This is a genomic window from Cytobacillus pseudoceanisediminis (assembly GCF_023516215.1).
In the GTDB taxonomy this organism is placed as follows: domain Bacteria; phylum Bacillota; class Bacilli; order Bacillales; family Cytobacillaceae; genus Cytobacillus; species Cytobacillus pseudoceanisediminis.
The window spans coordinates 3,031,305-3,045,395 of the sequence record NZ_CP097349.1; the positions used below are offsets into that span (position 1 = coordinate 3,031,305).

17 protein-coding genes, 1 pseudogene and 1 riboswitch are annotated in these 14,091 nt (G+C 40.9%); of the genes and pseudogenes, 5 read left to right on the plus strand and 13 right to left on the minus strand.

The window, feature by feature from the left end:
* The first annotated feature begins 238 nt into the window (after positions 1–238).
* Complete coding sequence (locus M5V91_RS16270) at positions 239–469, plus strand: DUF1128 domain-containing protein (RefSeq protein WP_009334896.1); 231 nt, start codon at positions 239–241, stop codon at positions 467–469.
* Positions 470–766: 297 nt separating this feature from the next.
* Here the strand turns inward: M5V91_RS16270 and M5V91_RS16275 are convergent, their stop codons facing one another.
* From M5V91_RS16275 to M5V91_RS16290, 4 genes and pseudogenes are all read right to left on the minus strand, one after another.
* The gene (locus M5V91_RS16275) at positions 767–1,282 is read right to left on the minus strand and encodes a type 1 glutamine amidotransferase domain-containing protein (RefSeq protein ID WP_009334897.1); all 516 of its coding nucleotides are present in this window, start codon (positions 1,280–1,282) and stop codon (positions 767–769) included.
* A gap of 83 nt (positions 1,283–1,365) precedes the next feature.
* Positions 1,366–2,093: pseudogene (treR, locus tag M5V91_RS16280) on the minus strand (trehalose operon repressor).
* Positions 2,094–2,153: 60 nt separating this feature from the next.
* On the minus strand, positions 2,154–3,143 hold the full coding sequence (locus M5V91_RS16285; protein ID WP_251173965.1) for a class I SAM-dependent methyltransferase: 990 nt from the start codon (positions 3,141–3,143) through the stop codon (positions 2,154–2,156).
* On the minus strand, positions 3,140–4,441 hold the full coding sequence (locus M5V91_RS16290) for an FAD-dependent oxidoreductase (RefSeq protein WP_251173966.1): 1,302 nt from the start codon (positions 4,439–4,441) through the stop codon (positions 3,140–3,142). Before M5V91_RS16290 ends, M5V91_RS16285 begins: the two co-directional genes overlap by 4 nt.
* A 227-nt stretch (positions 4,442–4,668) precedes the next feature.
* Between M5V91_RS16290 and mnmH the strand changes: the two genes are divergently transcribed.
* Both mnmH and M5V91_RS16300 read left to right on the plus strand, forming a co-directional pair.
* Positions 4,669–5,727 (plus strand): tRNA 2-selenouridine(34) synthase MnmH, encoded by a 1,059-nt coding sequence (gene mnmH, locus M5V91_RS16295; protein ID WP_251173967.1) that lies wholly within the window; start codon positions 4,669–4,671, stop codon positions 5,725–5,727.
* A 180-nt stretch (positions 5,728–5,907) separates the two neighbouring features.
* Entirely contained in the window at positions 5,908–6,231 is a 324-nt protein-coding gene (locus M5V91_RS16300; RefSeq protein WP_048010430.1) for a helix-turn-helix domain-containing protein, read from the plus strand.
* Between the two features lie 289 nt (positions 6,232–6,520).
* On the opposite strand, the gene M5V91_RS16305 is transcribed toward M5V91_RS16300, so the two are convergent.
* The 7 genes from M5V91_RS16305 to tapA form a co-directional block, all read right to left on the minus strand.
* Positions 6,521–6,667 carry an anti-repressor SinI family protein gene (locus M5V91_RS16305; RefSeq protein ID WP_019382411.1) on the minus strand — a complete coding sequence of 49 codons (147 nt, stop codon included), beginning with the start codon at positions 6,665–6,667 and terminating at the stop codon, positions 6,521–6,523.
* A gap of 29 nt (positions 6,668–6,696) precedes the next feature.
* A riboswitch (cyclic di-GMP riboswitch) is annotated at positions 6,697–6,785 on the minus strand.
* A 168-nt stretch (positions 6,786–6,953) separates the two neighbouring features.
* Positions 6,954–7,220, minus strand: a complete 267-nt coding sequence (locus M5V91_RS16310; protein ID WP_217025751.1) for a hypothetical protein — start codon at positions 7,218–7,220, stop codon at positions 6,954–6,956.
* 134 nt (positions 7,221–7,354) lie between these two features.
* Positions 7,355–7,510 (minus strand): DUF5658 family protein, encoded by a 156-nt coding sequence (locus tag M5V91_RS30535; protein ID WP_369425886.1) that lies wholly within the window; start codon positions 7,508–7,510, stop codon positions 7,355–7,357.
* Between the two features lie 161 nt (positions 7,511–7,671).
* Positions 7,672–8,382, minus strand: coding sequence for an LPxTATN C-terminal sorting signal domain (locus tag M5V91_RS16320; RefSeq protein ID WP_251173969.1), 711 nt, complete (start codon positions 8,380–8,382; stop codon positions 7,672–7,674).
* A 71-nt stretch (positions 8,383–8,453) separates the two neighbouring features.
* Positions 8,454–9,047, minus strand: coding sequence for a CalY family protein (locus M5V91_RS16325; RefSeq protein ID WP_251173970.1), 594 nt, complete (start codon positions 9,045–9,047; stop codon positions 8,454–8,456).
* Between the two features lie 85 nt (positions 9,048–9,132).
* Complete coding sequence (gene sipW / locus M5V91_RS16330; protein ID WP_251173971.1) at positions 9,133–9,711, minus strand: signal peptidase I SipW; 579 nt, start codon at positions 9,709–9,711, stop codon at positions 9,133–9,135.
* A gap of 267 nt (positions 9,712–9,978) precedes the next feature.
* Positions 9,979–10,650, minus strand: a complete 672-nt coding sequence (gene tapA, locus M5V91_RS16335) for an amyloid fiber anchoring/assembly protein TapA (RefSeq protein ID WP_284521343.1) — start codon at positions 10,648–10,650, stop codon at positions 9,979–9,981.
* 173 nt (positions 10,651–10,823) lie between these two features.
* On the opposite strand from tapA, the gene M5V91_RS16340 reads away from it, so the two are divergent.
* Together M5V91_RS16340 and srtD are read left to right on the plus strand one after the other, a co-directional pair.
* Complete coding sequence (locus M5V91_RS16340; RefSeq protein ID WP_019382417.1) at positions 10,824–11,165, plus strand: helix-turn-helix domain-containing protein; 342 nt, start codon at positions 10,824–10,826, stop codon at positions 11,163–11,165.
* A complete protein-coding gene (gene srtD / locus M5V91_RS16345) occupies positions 11,166–11,777 on the plus strand; it encodes a class D sortase, LPxTATN-specific (RefSeq protein WP_251173973.1) in 612 nt (203 codons plus the stop codon).
* Between the two features lie 214 nt (positions 11,778–11,991).
* On the opposite strand, the gene M5V91_RS16350 is transcribed toward srtD, so the two are convergent.
* On the minus strand, positions 11,992–12,903 hold the full coding sequence (locus M5V91_RS16350) for a pseudouridine-5'-phosphate glycosidase (protein ID WP_019382419.1): 912 nt from the start codon (positions 12,901–12,903) through the stop codon (positions 11,992–11,994).
* 14 nt (positions 12,904–12,917) lie between these two features.
* The gene (locus tag M5V91_RS16355; protein ID WP_009334911.1) at positions 12,918–14,015 is read right to left on the minus strand and encodes a carbohydrate kinase; all 1,098 of its coding nucleotides are present in this window, start codon (positions 14,013–14,015) and stop codon (positions 12,918–12,920) included.
* Between the last annotated feature and the right edge of the window lie 76 nt (positions 14,016–14,091).

Sequence of the window (14,091 nt, forward strand, 5' to 3'; positions counted from 1 at the left end):
TTTAGCAAAATTATTATATGAAAATTTGATTCAATTTTTCCCTTTTTTCCGGCTGACGAAACCTGACTCGTCCATTTCTTGTATTATCTTATGTGATTTGTACAAACTTTCTCCTTTATTTTCTACTAATTTCCATGGTACATGCAAGCCTAATTTATATTGACAATTTATTGAGAACATGGAAAGATGAAAAGAATACGAAGATTCGTGAATACATAGTGATGAGAGGGTGTTGGGAATGAATAATTTGTCAGAGAAATCGGTTGAGAATGTGGAGTTTATGATTGAGGCGATTAAGGAAAAGCTGAAGGTTTTAAACTTAGGTGCTATAAAGCCTTCCCACTTTGATGAGGAAATGTATGAGGAATTGAAGGATATTTATGATCTTGTTATGAAGAAGGATTCTTTTAGCCCGAATGAAATGCAGGCTTTGGTGGAAGAGCTGGGGAGTTTGAGGAAGAATAAATAATTATTGGAGCAGCCTATTGATGGCTGCTTTTTTTGATGGGTTGTACCCTTTAAACATAATGTGCAGCTGTTGATATGGGTGCTGATTTCCACTGCAGGCACTCGCTTTCCACGGGGCTACCGCGAGCCTCCTCGGCGTGACCGCCTGCGGGGTCTCCCCTGGTTCGCTACTCCCGTAGGAGTCTCGTACCTTTCGCTCCAATCAGCACAGTTATTTAACAATTATACGGAATCAAAACCCATATTAAGTGTATATATTAAGCCCTCTACCAACTAAGGCAGAGGGCTGTCAATTTTATTAACCTAACAACTTAAGCGATTCACGTGTAAATGCCGGAATATCATCTGGCTGTCGGCTTGTTACTAACTGGTTTTGGCAGACGACGACTTCTGAGTCCTGGAATTTGGCTCCTGCGTATTCCATGTCGACTTGGATGGATTTATAGCCGGTTGCGTCGCGGCCTTCGAGTGTTTTAGCTGTCAGCAATAGCTGTGGTCCGTGGCAGATGGCGAATACTGGTTTCTTTTCGTCCATGAAGGATTTTGTAAATTGAACAAATCGGTCATCGGCACGAAGCTGGTCCGGTGAGAATCCGCCTGGCAGGAATAGTGCATCAAAGTCCTGCGGATTTACGTTATCAATACTTTGATCTATTTGAACAGTGGCTTCGCCCTGTTTTCCTTTAACAGATTTGCCTTGTTCCTTTTCAATTGTCACAACTTCATGGCCGGCTTCTTTAAATGCTTTGGCAGGTTCCGTGTATTCACTATCTTCGAACATCTCGGTAATTAAGCATGCGATTTTTTTACTCATTTATAACATCTCCTTTGAAAAATCTTCACATAAGGAGATTTCCCTGAATGGACAATCTTAAACGTAAAAAGGCATATTCACCTTTAAAATACCTGGCTGTCCATTCTTCTGGCAAAGTCAACAAACCTGAATTTGTCGGGTCTGTGCCTGGATTCTGTGTATTGAAAAAGGGTGGCATCGTCAAAGTAGATATAATTTTTCACCACGACAATGGCATGGAACCCTTCCATATCAAGGAGCCTGCGGTCTTCAGCAGTTGGTTCTTCCACAGTAAATTCCTTTTTGGCAAAACTGATTTTTTCCCGAGTTCGCCCTCAATGTAGGCAAAAATAGAGCTCTGGCATATTTCTTTGTTCAAGCCCGGGACATATTTCTCAATTAAAAAATCCTTGTCCAAAATAATCCGCTCATCTTCAATCTTCCGGACACGATACACTTTCCATACCTTTTCACTTTTATCAATATGGAGATGCTTCATCTTTTCTGCATCAGGCTGAATAAGTGAAAATTCGTCCACAATCGTTTCGGCACGCTGACCCATCTTCCCGGCCAGCTCTTTAAAGCTGACCAGACCCGATATGGGGAACTGAAGCTTTTTTAAATCAAGGACCAGCGAGCCTTTCCCGCGGATTTTCTGGATAAAGCCGTTTTGCGCAAGCAAATTCAACGCTTTTCGGATGGTTTCCCTTGAAGTGGAATACATCTCCGTCAATTCATGTTCAGATGGCAGAATGGATCTGGCGGGATACTTGCCTTCCTGAATTTGCTGGGCAAGCTCCTCATAAATCACTAGGTATTTATTATTTCTCATTTCAATCACCATTTCAGTCATGTTTTACACCATTCTACCATTTATCTAGCTTGCTTTCATTTACCTGTTGGACAGCTGGATAAAATACCATCCGCCTTCGGTTACGACCGGCTTGAAGGTTTTTACTTTCAGCTTCAGCTCTTTAGCGATTTGATGTATATCCTCCTCGGTCGGGGTAGGATAGAGATTTTCAAATGCAGAGAAGAAGCTGTTAAAAACACTTGAAAACTCTTCCCCTTTTTTCGAATGAAGAATGGGCGTGATAATAGTTATGGATCCTTTTCGGCTAAGCCAGCCTTTCAAGCGGAATAGCAGCTGCTTGCGATCCTCCGGCTGGATATAGTGCAGTAAGTTATTGACCATAATTAAATCAGCCTGATGCTCAGGTGAGTATTCATGGACATCCGCTGTGACAATTTTAATGTTGGGAATATCTTTGCAATTGGTTCTGGCGGAATCTGCCACCTCTTCATTCATTTCAATGCCTGCCAGTTTTGCCTGCGGGAACTTTTGGCTGATTCTGCTTAAATAGCCGCCTTCCCCGCACCCAATGTCGATGATCCTTTCCATTTTGTTTTTCTTAATGGTTTTCATCAGACGCGGCAATGCAAGCTGTTCAAGCAGTGACGAGGTTCTCGCTACGGTAGGTCCATGCTCTTCATGGTCAAAAGTGTTTTTCTTATTGGAACGGAGCAGTTCTGGATAAGAGAGTAAAGTCGGGATATGCAATTCCATCATTTCCTTCAGGATGATTCCTGTAGATCGGGGGTTTTTCGGCGTAGATGGAAGACTGAATTTAGATGCTGTCTTAATTTTATCCTTCCCTTTCTTTTTCAAATGACGGATCGAAAGCCCCACCTCCACCCACCTTAAAAGCAGCTCCTCCTGAAGATTTTTGCTTGATGCCACCTCTTTTACCGTTTTCCAGCTGCGGAACTGGGAAAAAAGGTCAAGCTCGAAGCCTACGTATGCGTGCCAGCTATATAAAAACGGCTGGTTCTTTTTCATCCAATTTCGTGCTTTTAGTAATCTCACATATTCATTTATCATGGCTGTTCAACCTTCTTCCAGGGATAGTCATCTTTTTCTGTATAAAAGTAATCGCTTTTAACGGCAGCTGATAATTCTGTTCTTCTTGCCGGCAGCATTCCTGCCTGAATCAATCGATCCCACAGGCTCTCTGACCAATATCCAAGGCCTGAAACATTCAGCATTTGCTTATATTGCAATGTTTTATCTCTTTCAATCTGCTTCAGGCCATTGCGGCGTATTCCAGTAATAACCCGGTTGGAATAGGAATAGGCTATGGCCGATAAATGGCTGAGGCTGATCATGTTTTCAGCGCGGGGCTTCCGGACTTTTTCATACCATTTAAGCTTGTCCGGCGAAATTCTTCCGCTCGCATACATCTCTGCAAGCAATTCACCAAGCACATCCGCATCCTGAATCGCCATATTCATCCCTTCACCTGCCATCGGATGGACCGTATGGGCTGCATCCCCCAAGATAGCGAGCTTTCCATCCACATATTTATCTGCATAAAAGGCTGTCGGAATCATCAGCTGAATATCCTTCCAATTTTCCAGCCTGGTCACATACCCCTCCAATTTCGGAAAAAGCTCTAAATAGTTTTTATGGAAATGGTGAATTCCTTTTTTGAGATGTTCCTTATAAGTGCCCTCCGGAATTAAATAGACAGACCGTACTTTCGCATCCGGCAGCGGAAATAATCCGAGAAACCGTTCACCCTTAGAAATGATCTTCCCTTCCTCCAATGATTGAGGCCGGGGGAAAGTAACAGTTAAAAATTGATGATTGTACTCAATCTTTTTAATCTTGCTATTCATTACTTTTCTTGTTATGGAATTCCTTCCCTCAGCACCTATAAAAAAGTCAGCCTTCACCGTCAGCTGCTCCTTTAAATTCTTCCGCTCAACCATTAATTCGCCATTTTCATAGCCTTTTGCCAGGGTCCCTGACAAGTAATGAAAGTTTGGATATTGAAGCGCCTGTTTGAGGAGGATTCCTTTCAGCCTTTCATGCTCGATCATGAGTGAGTATTTATAATCTCCCGGCAGAATGCTGTAATCCATGGCAAACTCTTTTTCCCCTTCCTTAAACGCAATTCGGGAAAATGAAAAGCCATTCTCGCGGATTACATCCAAAGCATCAAGCCGCTTAAAAATTTTCAGGCTCTTCGGCTGCAGGAGTTCTCCCTTATAAACGGAAGATGGGGCATCCAGTTTCTCCAGAACGAGGACATCAATATTGGCTTGGGCCAGCTTCAATCCAAGCGTCAAGCCGCCAATCCCTCCGCCCACAATTGCAACCGCTGTATTCAAGGACATGTTTCCACCACCTTTGCCTTTTATTTAACCTCCTTTTTAAAAAGCAAAACCAATGGATATGCTGATATTACAATGTCTGGAAAAAATTATTAGAACAAACTTTTAAAAATAGGAGTATGATTGTGGGAGACACCTATATTTTCAAAATCCTGTATAATAGAGAGAGTAAAATCAATTAACGTTCCTTTTCGGACGATATATAGCATTATTTTTTGGAGGCAATAATAATGAGAGAAATAGCAGTCGAACAATATATCCAAATGGACAACGCAGTTCCGGTCGATGTCAGGTCTCCAATTGAATTTGAGGAGTGCAGCATTCCCGGTGCTGTCAATGTTCCGCTTTTCACCAATGAAGAGCGTGTGGAAATCGGAACACTATATAAGAGAGAAGGTTCTGATGCGGCTAAGTGGAGAGCGATGGAAATCGTTTCACCTAAAATTCCGTCCATGATGCAGAAAATCAGAGACCTGAAAAATGATGGCTTACAGCCTGTCATTTACTGCTGGCGCGGCGGCATGCGCAGTAAAGCGGTCACCACATTTATAACGTATGCAGGCGTTTCAATCCCCCGTTTAATTGGGGGCTATAGAGCGTACCGTCAATATATTCTTGAAAACACAGCAGACTTGATTCCTGAAAAAGCAGTTGTTCTGCACGGAATGACCGGCGTCGGGAAAACGGATGTGCTGAAGGTATTAAGCGAAAAAGGATATCCTGTTATTGACCTTGAAGAAATGGCAGGACATCGCGGTTCAATCTTCGGATCCTTTGGCATGGGAGACGGCAGCACACAAAAAACATTTGATGCACTATTGTATCAATCCCTTTCTGAGGTTAAAGGTTCCCCTTATATTATTATGGAAGCTGAAAGCAAGCGAATAGGAAAGGCTGTTCAGCCGGACGAGCTTCTTGATACCAAAAAAACTGGTATTCATATTGATATGTTTGCCAGCATGGAGTCCCGTGTGCAGCGTATCCTCCGTGACTATGTGGAACCTTATCAAAGAGAAGAATGGTTCAAGCCGAAAGTGGATGAAAGCCTTGTGTTTATTAAAAAACGTCTGAAAGATACTGAAATCCGCGAGCAGCTGGATGAATCAGCTGAAGCAGAAAACTACGAGCTATTTATAAAGCTTTTATTAGAACACTATTACGATCCGCGCTATGCTTTTAAACAGCATGACTATGAAGGCCAATTCCACCACGTAAATGCGGATGATGTGGAAGCTGCTGCACAGCAAATTATTCACATTATTGAAAACCAAAATGCTCCCGTCCTCTGACGCGGAGCATTACTTTTTGCGAGCGACAAAAGATATATTTTTATAAATCACAGATAACTAACTATTTAAACCGGTTGACACTGTGGTATGATGGTAATAATATTGAACAAATCGTTCTTAATATGGAACTAGATATATGATATAATCCTATTACATACAAAATAAGGTGTGTGGTATACGATGATCGGTGATCGTGTAAAAAAACTTCGCCAGGAAAAGAAAATGTCCTTATCCGAGCTTGCCGACCAGGCCGGTGTGGCAAAATCATATTTAAGCTCGCTTGAGCGCAATCTGCAAACTAATCCATCGATTCAATTTCTTGAGAAAATCGCAGGTGTTCTGAATGTTCCCGTGGACCATCTGATCCATGAGCAGATCAACAAGGAAGACCTCGATTCAGAATGGATGAAAATTGTAAAGGAAGCGATGGAGTCTGGTGTTTCTAAGGAGCAATTTCGGGAGTTTTTGGATTTTAATAAGTGGAGAAGCGGACAAAAATCATAGATGCAATGAGCCTGAAGGTACAGGCTTATTTTTTTTGCAAAATTAGGATCCTTTCTCATAGTGTGTTGTTTTTGCTTATTATTCTGCCCGTTGATTTCCGCTGCGGGAACTTGCTTTCCGCGGGGAGGAACGGGAGCCTCCCGCAGGAGTCAAGTCCCCTCCGCTCCAATCAACTCAGTAAATTAAATCAATTTATTAAATAGCAACAAACTTTACGAAAACAGCCAAAATAAAAAGCATTTCCGTATATAGAGATACCTCTAACAGAAATACTTAGCAATACCGGATATTAGGCTTCCATCAGAAGCTCTTTGGCTTTGTTATTATGTAAAAACTCTCTAATTTCTTCCTTTTGCAGGCCTAGGTTCTTTGCTTCCATAATTAACTGCAGCCACTCCAAATCAATTCCTTCGACCTTTACATTTTGCTCCGTCAAAATTCTTCCCCCAGGATACATATCGTATTCCAGGCAACCCAGCCATCGTAGTATCATCCAATACCTTAGACCCGTGACTTTGCGTCCTCATCTTTCAATGAGTTTGCCTTTTTCTGCGCCTATCGGCTCAAAGAAATTTTTACCATAAATGTATTCTACTATGGCCGTATTGCTAACGTTGTCAGATTTTGTAATTTTTATTAATTATTTTAATATTAAATTAATTTGATTTTCGACAAATTTCTAATTGATCTAGGTTCTTTTGATTACCTGTACCCCTCATCTTTTAAAGGAAGTTGTTATTAATGGTCGAACTCTTTTTTGAGTAGTAGGAAAGTCCGATTCTTTTTCTGAAATTTTTGCTGATTTGTTTTATTGAATCGGTATGCGGATTTATACATTTTTTAAAGGTCGTGTGGACTGGTTCGAGGGTCATAGCATTCAGAAAGACTTCATCCGTTAAATTAGATCCGCATATCGGGCATAGCCAGTCACCCGATTCACTGCTGCTGTATGAAGGCTTGTGGCATTTATTGCAGTTCTTTCGGTACATTTTCAGCCTCCTTATTTGACTAAGAATAGTATTTTTACTCTATCGGTTATTAAGATAGATCTTCATAAATCCATAAAACATGAAGTACTAATATGAATGAATAAAAATAAGCTGCACCTCTTCTTTACCTTGGTTTACGTTGGAAAATTAGTCGAAGTTGAGTTTAGAATTAAAAAGCCTGAAAAAACAGCTTTAACAGAAAGAAATAATAGGGGTTCTATAGTATATAGAAAATCCATTATTAGATTCACTTCTTCAATCAGCCATAGTCTAATTCCAAAGAACGTCAAGAGACTATCCAGAAGATTAATGAAGGCAAGATACTGCAGATTTTTTTCATAAGTTCACCGCTTAATGAGCAGCTATTTGATTATATTCATTAATTGCTTAAATAAGTTCTAAACACGAATTAAAATTAAGGCCTTAAAGAATCAGTTCCTCAGGCCTTAATCTAAGTATCACTCCGAAGCCTTCTATAACGCCATAATAAAATTACGCTTCCAGTACTTAAAAATAGTGCACCAATAAGTAATAAATTATAATTATTAGTTGCGGTATTTGGGAGCTTATTCACTTTCTCTGGAATTACCGTGGCATCTGTTGATGGTGGTGAAGTATTAGTTCCCCCTCCAGAATTATTATCTCCTGATCCGGGAGTCTCGTTGTCGGTTCCAGAATCACCTGTTGCTTCCGCAAGAAAAATGATTTCAACCTCTGCGGCGGAATTTTGAAATTCATTTCCCAAATGCTCTGGCATTGTTACTTGGAAAAATAAAGTTTCTTCTGTCCCCTTCCCTAATTCTCTGGGAGAGAAGCCTTTAAAATCCTTAAGTTTTCCTTCGTAAAGCATCTTTGTATCTTTCTTAACCTCAAGCTCTAATTCCTCAAAAAGTCCTTTAATAGACTTCGATTTTCCAATGTTAGAAGTATATTTAAAATCTTGATTGCCATCATTTTTTATCGTTATATTTCGCGGCATCCAGTCGCCTGGTTTTAGGTTTTCTACTTTAAATAGGTATCTATTTGAGTTATCTAAGTTCGTATTAATATCAATTTCCTTGTCCAGTGCTATTGCAGTTTTGTTTCCAAAAACAATTAAGAAAACAAAGCTATATATAATAAATATTTTTATAGGTTTTGCCAGCAAACTTTTAACTTTCATGGCATTCCCTCACAACGATAGATTTAACAAAAGGCGGGAAATTAATTCCCACCCTTTGTTCTGAAAAATAATTATCTTGCAACACCAGCGCCTTGCTTACCGTCAAATGTCCATTTCAGTTCTAAAGAATCTCCTTGGAATTCGTTTTGATCAGCATTGTTTTCTACAAACTCATATTGTACATAAAGAGTATCAGAAGTGCCTGCTGCTAAATTTCCTCCATTTTCTGCAAACCAACCACTCCAGAAGTTTCCAGCAATTACATCAGGGCTTGAATTTTTCAGATCATAAAGTGTTGTTGACCAAATTGGCGCGTCTAATTTATCAGCATTTATTAAGAAATTTACACGGATATGTTTCCCAAGATCATCCCCATTATTTCCATTTGCATCATTAACTTTATAATCAGTCATTAAATCAATTGTAGCTATATCCAAGGTACCACCATTAACTAATTTGAATGAGCGGAGCATAGTATCTCCTGGTTTAATATTATTTACATCAATAATAGTTGTTGGACTTACACTTAAATCCAATGTTCCAGCTGCAAATTTAGCAGTGGCTTCTGCACTGTCACTAAAATATGCAAATGTCCCCCCACCAACTAATGAAATACCTAAAGCTGCTGATGCAATTCCCATACCTAATTTTTTCTTAAGATTCATAATAAAGCTTCCTCCTCTTACCCCTTTTTGGGTATGTATAATTTTATATATTGACCCCTGTATTTCTATAGGGAGTTCAACCAAATTAAGCTGTTTTTTCTTCTGAATCCGTTTTGCTGCTTTTAGGATCAATTTCTCTTATAGTCTGGAAGATGCTAAATGCTGCATACCCCAGGAGCAGTAAGCCAGGGCCAATAAGCAAGATGGCACTTCCTTCTTTCGATTGAGCAAAATCTATAAAATATCCCACATAAGGAATGGTGAAACCAGTATAAACAGCTCTTACATTTTCAGATAGCACAGGTTCCATGTCTGCAGTTTTGTTGTTATCTCCCTTTGTTTCATACATGACATGATCTCCGCTGCTGCTGACACCGATTACGCGGTGAGTAATTAATTTTTCTTCGCTTGCTTGGAATGTAATGACATCATCTTTCTTAAGAGACTTTCTTTCTTCAGAGCTAAGCGGCTTTACTGCAATAACAGATCCAGTTTGGAAGGTAGGCTCCATAGAGCCTGATAACACTGTCTTAAGCTGATATCCAAAGGCCTGCGGCTCTCCTCCTGATGCTTTGGAGGAGACCACTAGGATGGCCATTAAAATTAAATTAATGAATAGAACCGCTGTTATAATGTTGCTTATCATTTTCAATGCTTTTTTCAAGCTATTCACCTGCCTCATTTGTGCTTTCTTCAGAATTAACAGGAGCTTCTGAAGACTTAGCCTTGGTATCTTCCGGCTTTGATTCTTCTTTTGGTTTCTCTTGTGGCTTTTCTTCAACTTTAGGCTGTTCTACCTTCTGCTCTTCTTTTGGTTCTTCTGCTGGCTTTTGCTCAGGCTTCTCTTGAGGTTTATCTTTCGTTGGTTCAGCTGCTTCTTTGCCTGTTTCCTCTGTCTTATTGCTTACCTGTTCCTTGGCAGTCTCTTCTGTTACATCTGCCTTTTGTTCCGTTTTTCTTCTTCCACATTGTCAGTCTCACCTGCATCTATGCTTACTGTTATAGCTTCACTCCACAGCTCCCCATTTCCAGGATGATCTTTGTGCTGATAGGCTTTAAACATATAGGATCCACTTTGCTGAGGAATAAAAGAAACTTCTATTATTTTTCCTTCTTTAATAGGAGCAAATGTCAGCACTTCACCAACAGGCTTTCCTTTCTTGGGGTTCCCTTTCTCAATGTAATAAATTTCATATGTTCCATTCGTTTTCATATCTGACCCTGTGTTTTGAATGGTTGCATATATCTTCTGCCCATCATACTTTTGTCCAACGAATTTTAGAGAGCTGCAATCCCATTCCCCATGCTTCTCACCTTTAGAGCACCCTGGCTCTTCTGTCTCCCAGGTACCGGCTTGAATGGTCCCAGTTACTGTGTCACTATCACTAAAATAGGCATTCGTCTGCCCAGTCAAAGTTGCCGACATCCCAATAAGCAGATACCAGGCAGCCACAAACTTAAATGCAAGCAATAGGATCTTATTCTTCTTCCCAAATTTTCTAATCCGTTTGTATCGTATAAGAACCCCTCCTAGTGAGTTGATGTTCTTTGTTTTTGTTCGTTTCGTTCTTTTTATCGAACCGATAAGTCGAGTATAGTCCATCCGCCTTATTTTGAGAAATACCAAATTCAGCCGTAATTTCGTTTTAAAGAACGTTTTTCGTTCTTTTTCTAAGAATATCTCGAGAATTCTCACTATTTTGTATTTTTTATTGAACATTTTGTTCGTTATAATGAAAATGTCTTTACATTTTATGATAAGGGAGTATTATGCCTATGATAGGTAGCCGGATTAAAACCTTAAGAATCAAGAAAGGATACTCAATTAATGAGCTTTCTGAAAAAGCAGAGGTATCCAAATCGTACCTAAGCTATATTGAGAGAGGCATACAGGAGAACCCTTCATTGCAGGTTTTATCGCGAATCGCCAGGACACTGGATGCTAATCTTGAGGATCTGCTGGAAGAGAATAGAGAAGATATTACAGACTTGTCTAAGCTGGATGAGGAGTGGGTTTCCCTTGTCAAAGAAGCAATCAGGCAGGGAATTACGAAAGAGGATTTCGCTTATTATCTGGACTTTATTAAATTTAAGAAGTTGAATGGAGGTAATTCTTAATTGAAGGTTAAAAGCCGTTTGCTGCTATTAGCTGCCTCCTTCTTTATCTTAATCGGAGGCGGATTGGTCCTGTTCTCGCTGCAGGAAATGTACGCTCAAGAGAAGAAAACAAAGGATTCTTTAGCCCAGGCACAAGAAGGAATTCAGAACGAAGTAAACAAAGAAAGTAAAAGTGTTCTCCTAACAGAACAGCCAATAGATATATCCTTCGAGCAGGGTGAAGCTATTGGCATCTTAAGTATCCCCCGTTTAAAAGCAGAACTTCCCATTATAGAAGGAACAGATGAGGATGAGCTGGAAAAAGGGGTTGGCCACTACTCCACAACTGTACTTCCCGGGCAGCCCGATCAGATTTTATTGTCAGGGCATCGGGATACGGTCTTTCGAAGACTCGGCGAACTTGAAATCGGTGATATTTTTGAAGTCAGCATGCCATATGGTAAATTTACATATGAAATTACCGATTCTAAGATTGTTGATGCAGACGATACCACTGTGATCCGCTCCACCGCTCCTAACGAAATTCTCACTGTTTCCACCTGCTACCCCTTCTCATATGTGGGCAATGCACCATCCCGGTATATCCTGAATGCCAAAAGAATACAAAATTAAGAGGCACATTCCAAAGGAAGTGCCCTTTTTACTGCATATAGACAAACACCCTTCCCCCATATAAGACCCTGTACATATCATCTAATATATGGGTTCCAGAAGGGACAGATCCTGATGATCAATTTCTTAAGATTATTATTATATTTAGCCATCATCATCACAGCTATCATTCTATCAGTATAAAAAGCCAGACTCCCTAAGTCTGGCTTTCCCCTTACTTATTCAAACTAACAGCAATCTTAGAGCCCACTTCCGCATTATGCTTCACCAATGCAATGTTCGCTGTCAAGCTTCTTCCTTCTGTTAACTCCTTCACTTTACCTAGTAGGAATGGCGTTACTTTTTTGCCTGCGATATTGTTTTCTTTTGCTTCTTTAAGAGCAGTTTCAATAACATTTGTGATGAACGCTTCTTCCAGCGCATCTTTTTCAGGGATTGGGTTGGCAATGACAACGCCGCCTTTTAGGCCCAGTTCCCATTTTGTGCGGATCATTTCGGCTGCTTCTTCTGCATTATCCACCCGGTAGTTCACGCTGAACGGACTTGTGCGTGTATAAAAGGCAGGCAATACATCTGTTTCAAATCCAACGACCGGAACGCCGTGGGTTTCTAGATATTCGAGCGTTAACCCGATATCCAGGATGGATTTTGCACCTGCACAGATAACAGCAACATTGGTCATCGCAAGCTCCTGAAGGTCAGCCGAGATGTCCATTGTGGTTTCAGCTTCGCGGTGAACTCCGCCAATTCCGCCTGTTACAAACACTTCAATGCCGGCAAGCTCTGCACAGATCATGGTGGCTGCTACAGTTGTCGCACCATTTTTCTTTTTCGCTACCAAATATGGAAGGTCACGGCGGCTTGCTTTTTCCACGTCCTTGCTTTGGGCCAGGAACTCCAGTTCCTCATCTGACAGACCGATTTTAATTTTTCCGTTTAAAATGGCGATCGTTGCAGGAACAGCACCGTTTTTGCGGATGATTTCCTCTACCTCTTTTGCCGTCTGAACATTTTGCGGGTAGGGCATTCCATGTGAAATGATTGTGGACTCAAGGGCAACAACCGGTTTATTTGCTTTCTTTGCTTCTAACACTTCTTCTGAGTACTCAAGCCATTTTTCTAACATGATGTCACTTCTCCTTAGTCGAAATATTGTTTGAATGTTTCCTGCAAGCGTGTGTTGTTTAGATTAGGATTAACGGTTTCAAGGGACTGCAGAGCCAGCATGGAGCAGGACATGCCGATTTTGCAGGCATCCTCTGTGCTCAGGCCCTTTAAATGGGCAAAAATAATTCCTGATACAAGCGAATCACCTGCACCTGTCACATCGGCAATTTTCACCTTCGGAGGAAGCTGCACACCTGCTTCACCCCTGTTTGTAAAGTAGATCAGCCCTTTATCTCCCCGGCTGATAACGACTCTTTCAACGCCTTTTTTCATAATCTCCTGTGCCGCCTTAAAGAAGTCTCCTTCATTGCTGATCTCCATCCCCGTTAGTGCTTCTGCCTCATTTTGGTTGGCAATCAGCCAGGTAACACCCTTCAGATCATCCGGCAGATTTTTTATTTTTGGTGCAGAAACAGGAGTAATGCAAAGAGGAATGTTCTCTTCATAGCACCTTGTAATAATCTGTTCCAGAACCTTGGGCGGGAAGTTTGTATCGAGTATCACCATTTCGGATGATGCCAGGTAACCCCACTTTTTCTCGACAAATTCTCTGCTAACGCTTTCATAAATGGACATATCAGCGAGTGCTACAGCCATTTCTCCTTCATTATCGAGCACTGCGGTATAGGTACCGGTGGTGGACCCTGCCAGCGACTGTGAAGGAGTGACATCAGCAAAAGCTTTCGTATATTCAAGAAGCCATTCGCCTTCCGGATCATCTCCCACTACTGTCATCAAACCCACATCACAGCCCAGCCTGCCAAGGTTTTCAGCAATGTTGCGTGCCACTCCGCCACAGGATTGGGAGCTTTCTGCAGGGTTCGATGTTCCGTATTGGAGCTGCCCTGTTGTCTGGATTTTTCTGTCCACATTGGCGCCTCCAACACAAAGCACTTCTTTCTTTTGCGGCAGGATATAAGCTCTGCCAAGAATTTTCCCCTGCTTGGTCAGTGAAGAGATATAGCCGGCTACTGCGGACCTGGAAAGTCCCGTTTTTTCTGCCAGCTCGTTTTGGGCAATAAAAGGATCCTCTTTAATCAGCTGCAAAATCAATATTTCTTTATCATTCATAATTGACCAGCCCTGCCTTATTAAACTTTTGTCTATATTATAAACTTATGTCCATTTGTAACACAAGTGTTATTTT

Bases quoted from the DNA above. Each gene is read 5' to 3' on its own strand.
- M5V91_RS16270 (WP_009334896.1), top strand. From the start codon at position 239: ATGAATAATTTGTCAGAGAAATCGGTTGAGAATGTGGAGTTTATGATT.
- M5V91_RS16275 (WP_009334897.1), bottom strand. From the start codon at position 1,282: ATGAGTAAAAAAATCGCATGCTTAATTACCGAGATGTTCGAAGATAGT.
- M5V91_RS16285 (WP_251173965.1), bottom strand. From the start codon at position 3,143: ATGATAAATGAATATGTGAGATTACTAAAAGCACGAAATTGGATGAAA.
- M5V91_RS16290 (WP_251173966.1), bottom strand. From the start codon at position 4,441: ATGTCCTTGAATACAGCGGTTGCAATTGTGGGCGGAGGGATTGGCGGC.
- mnmH (WP_251173967.1), top strand. From the start codon at position 4,669: ATGAGAGAAATAGCAGTCGAACAATATATCCAAATGGACAACGCAGTT.
- M5V91_RS16300 (WP_048010430.1), top strand. From the start codon at position 5,908: ATGATCGGTGATCGTGTAAAAAAACTTCGCCAGGAAAAGAAAATGTCC.
- M5V91_RS16310 (WP_217025751.1), bottom strand. From the start codon at position 7,220: ATGTACCGAAAGAACTGCAATAAATGCCACAAGCCTTCATACAGCAGC.
- M5V91_RS16320 (WP_251173969.1), bottom strand. From the start codon at position 8,382: ATGAAAGTTAAAAGTTTGCTGGCAAAACCTATAAAAATATTTATTATA.
- M5V91_RS16325 (WP_251173970.1), bottom strand. From the start codon at position 9,047: ATGAATCTTAAGAAAAAATTAGGTATGGGAATTGCATCAGCAGCTTTA.
- tapA (WP_284521343.1), bottom strand. From the start codon at position 10,650: ATGGACTATACTCGACTTATCGGTTCGATAAAAAGAACGAAACGAACA.
- M5V91_RS16340 (WP_019382417.1), top strand. From the start codon at position 10,824: ATGATAGGTAGCCGGATTAAAACCTTAAGAATCAAGAAAGGATACTCA.
- M5V91_RS16350 (WP_019382419.1), bottom strand. From the start codon at position 12,903: ATGTTAGAAAAATGGCTTGAGTACTCAGAAGAAGTGTTAGAAGCAAAG.
- M5V91_RS16355 (WP_009334911.1), bottom strand. From the start codon at position 14,015: ATGAATGATAAAGAAATATTGATTTTGCAGCTGATTAAAGAGGATCCT.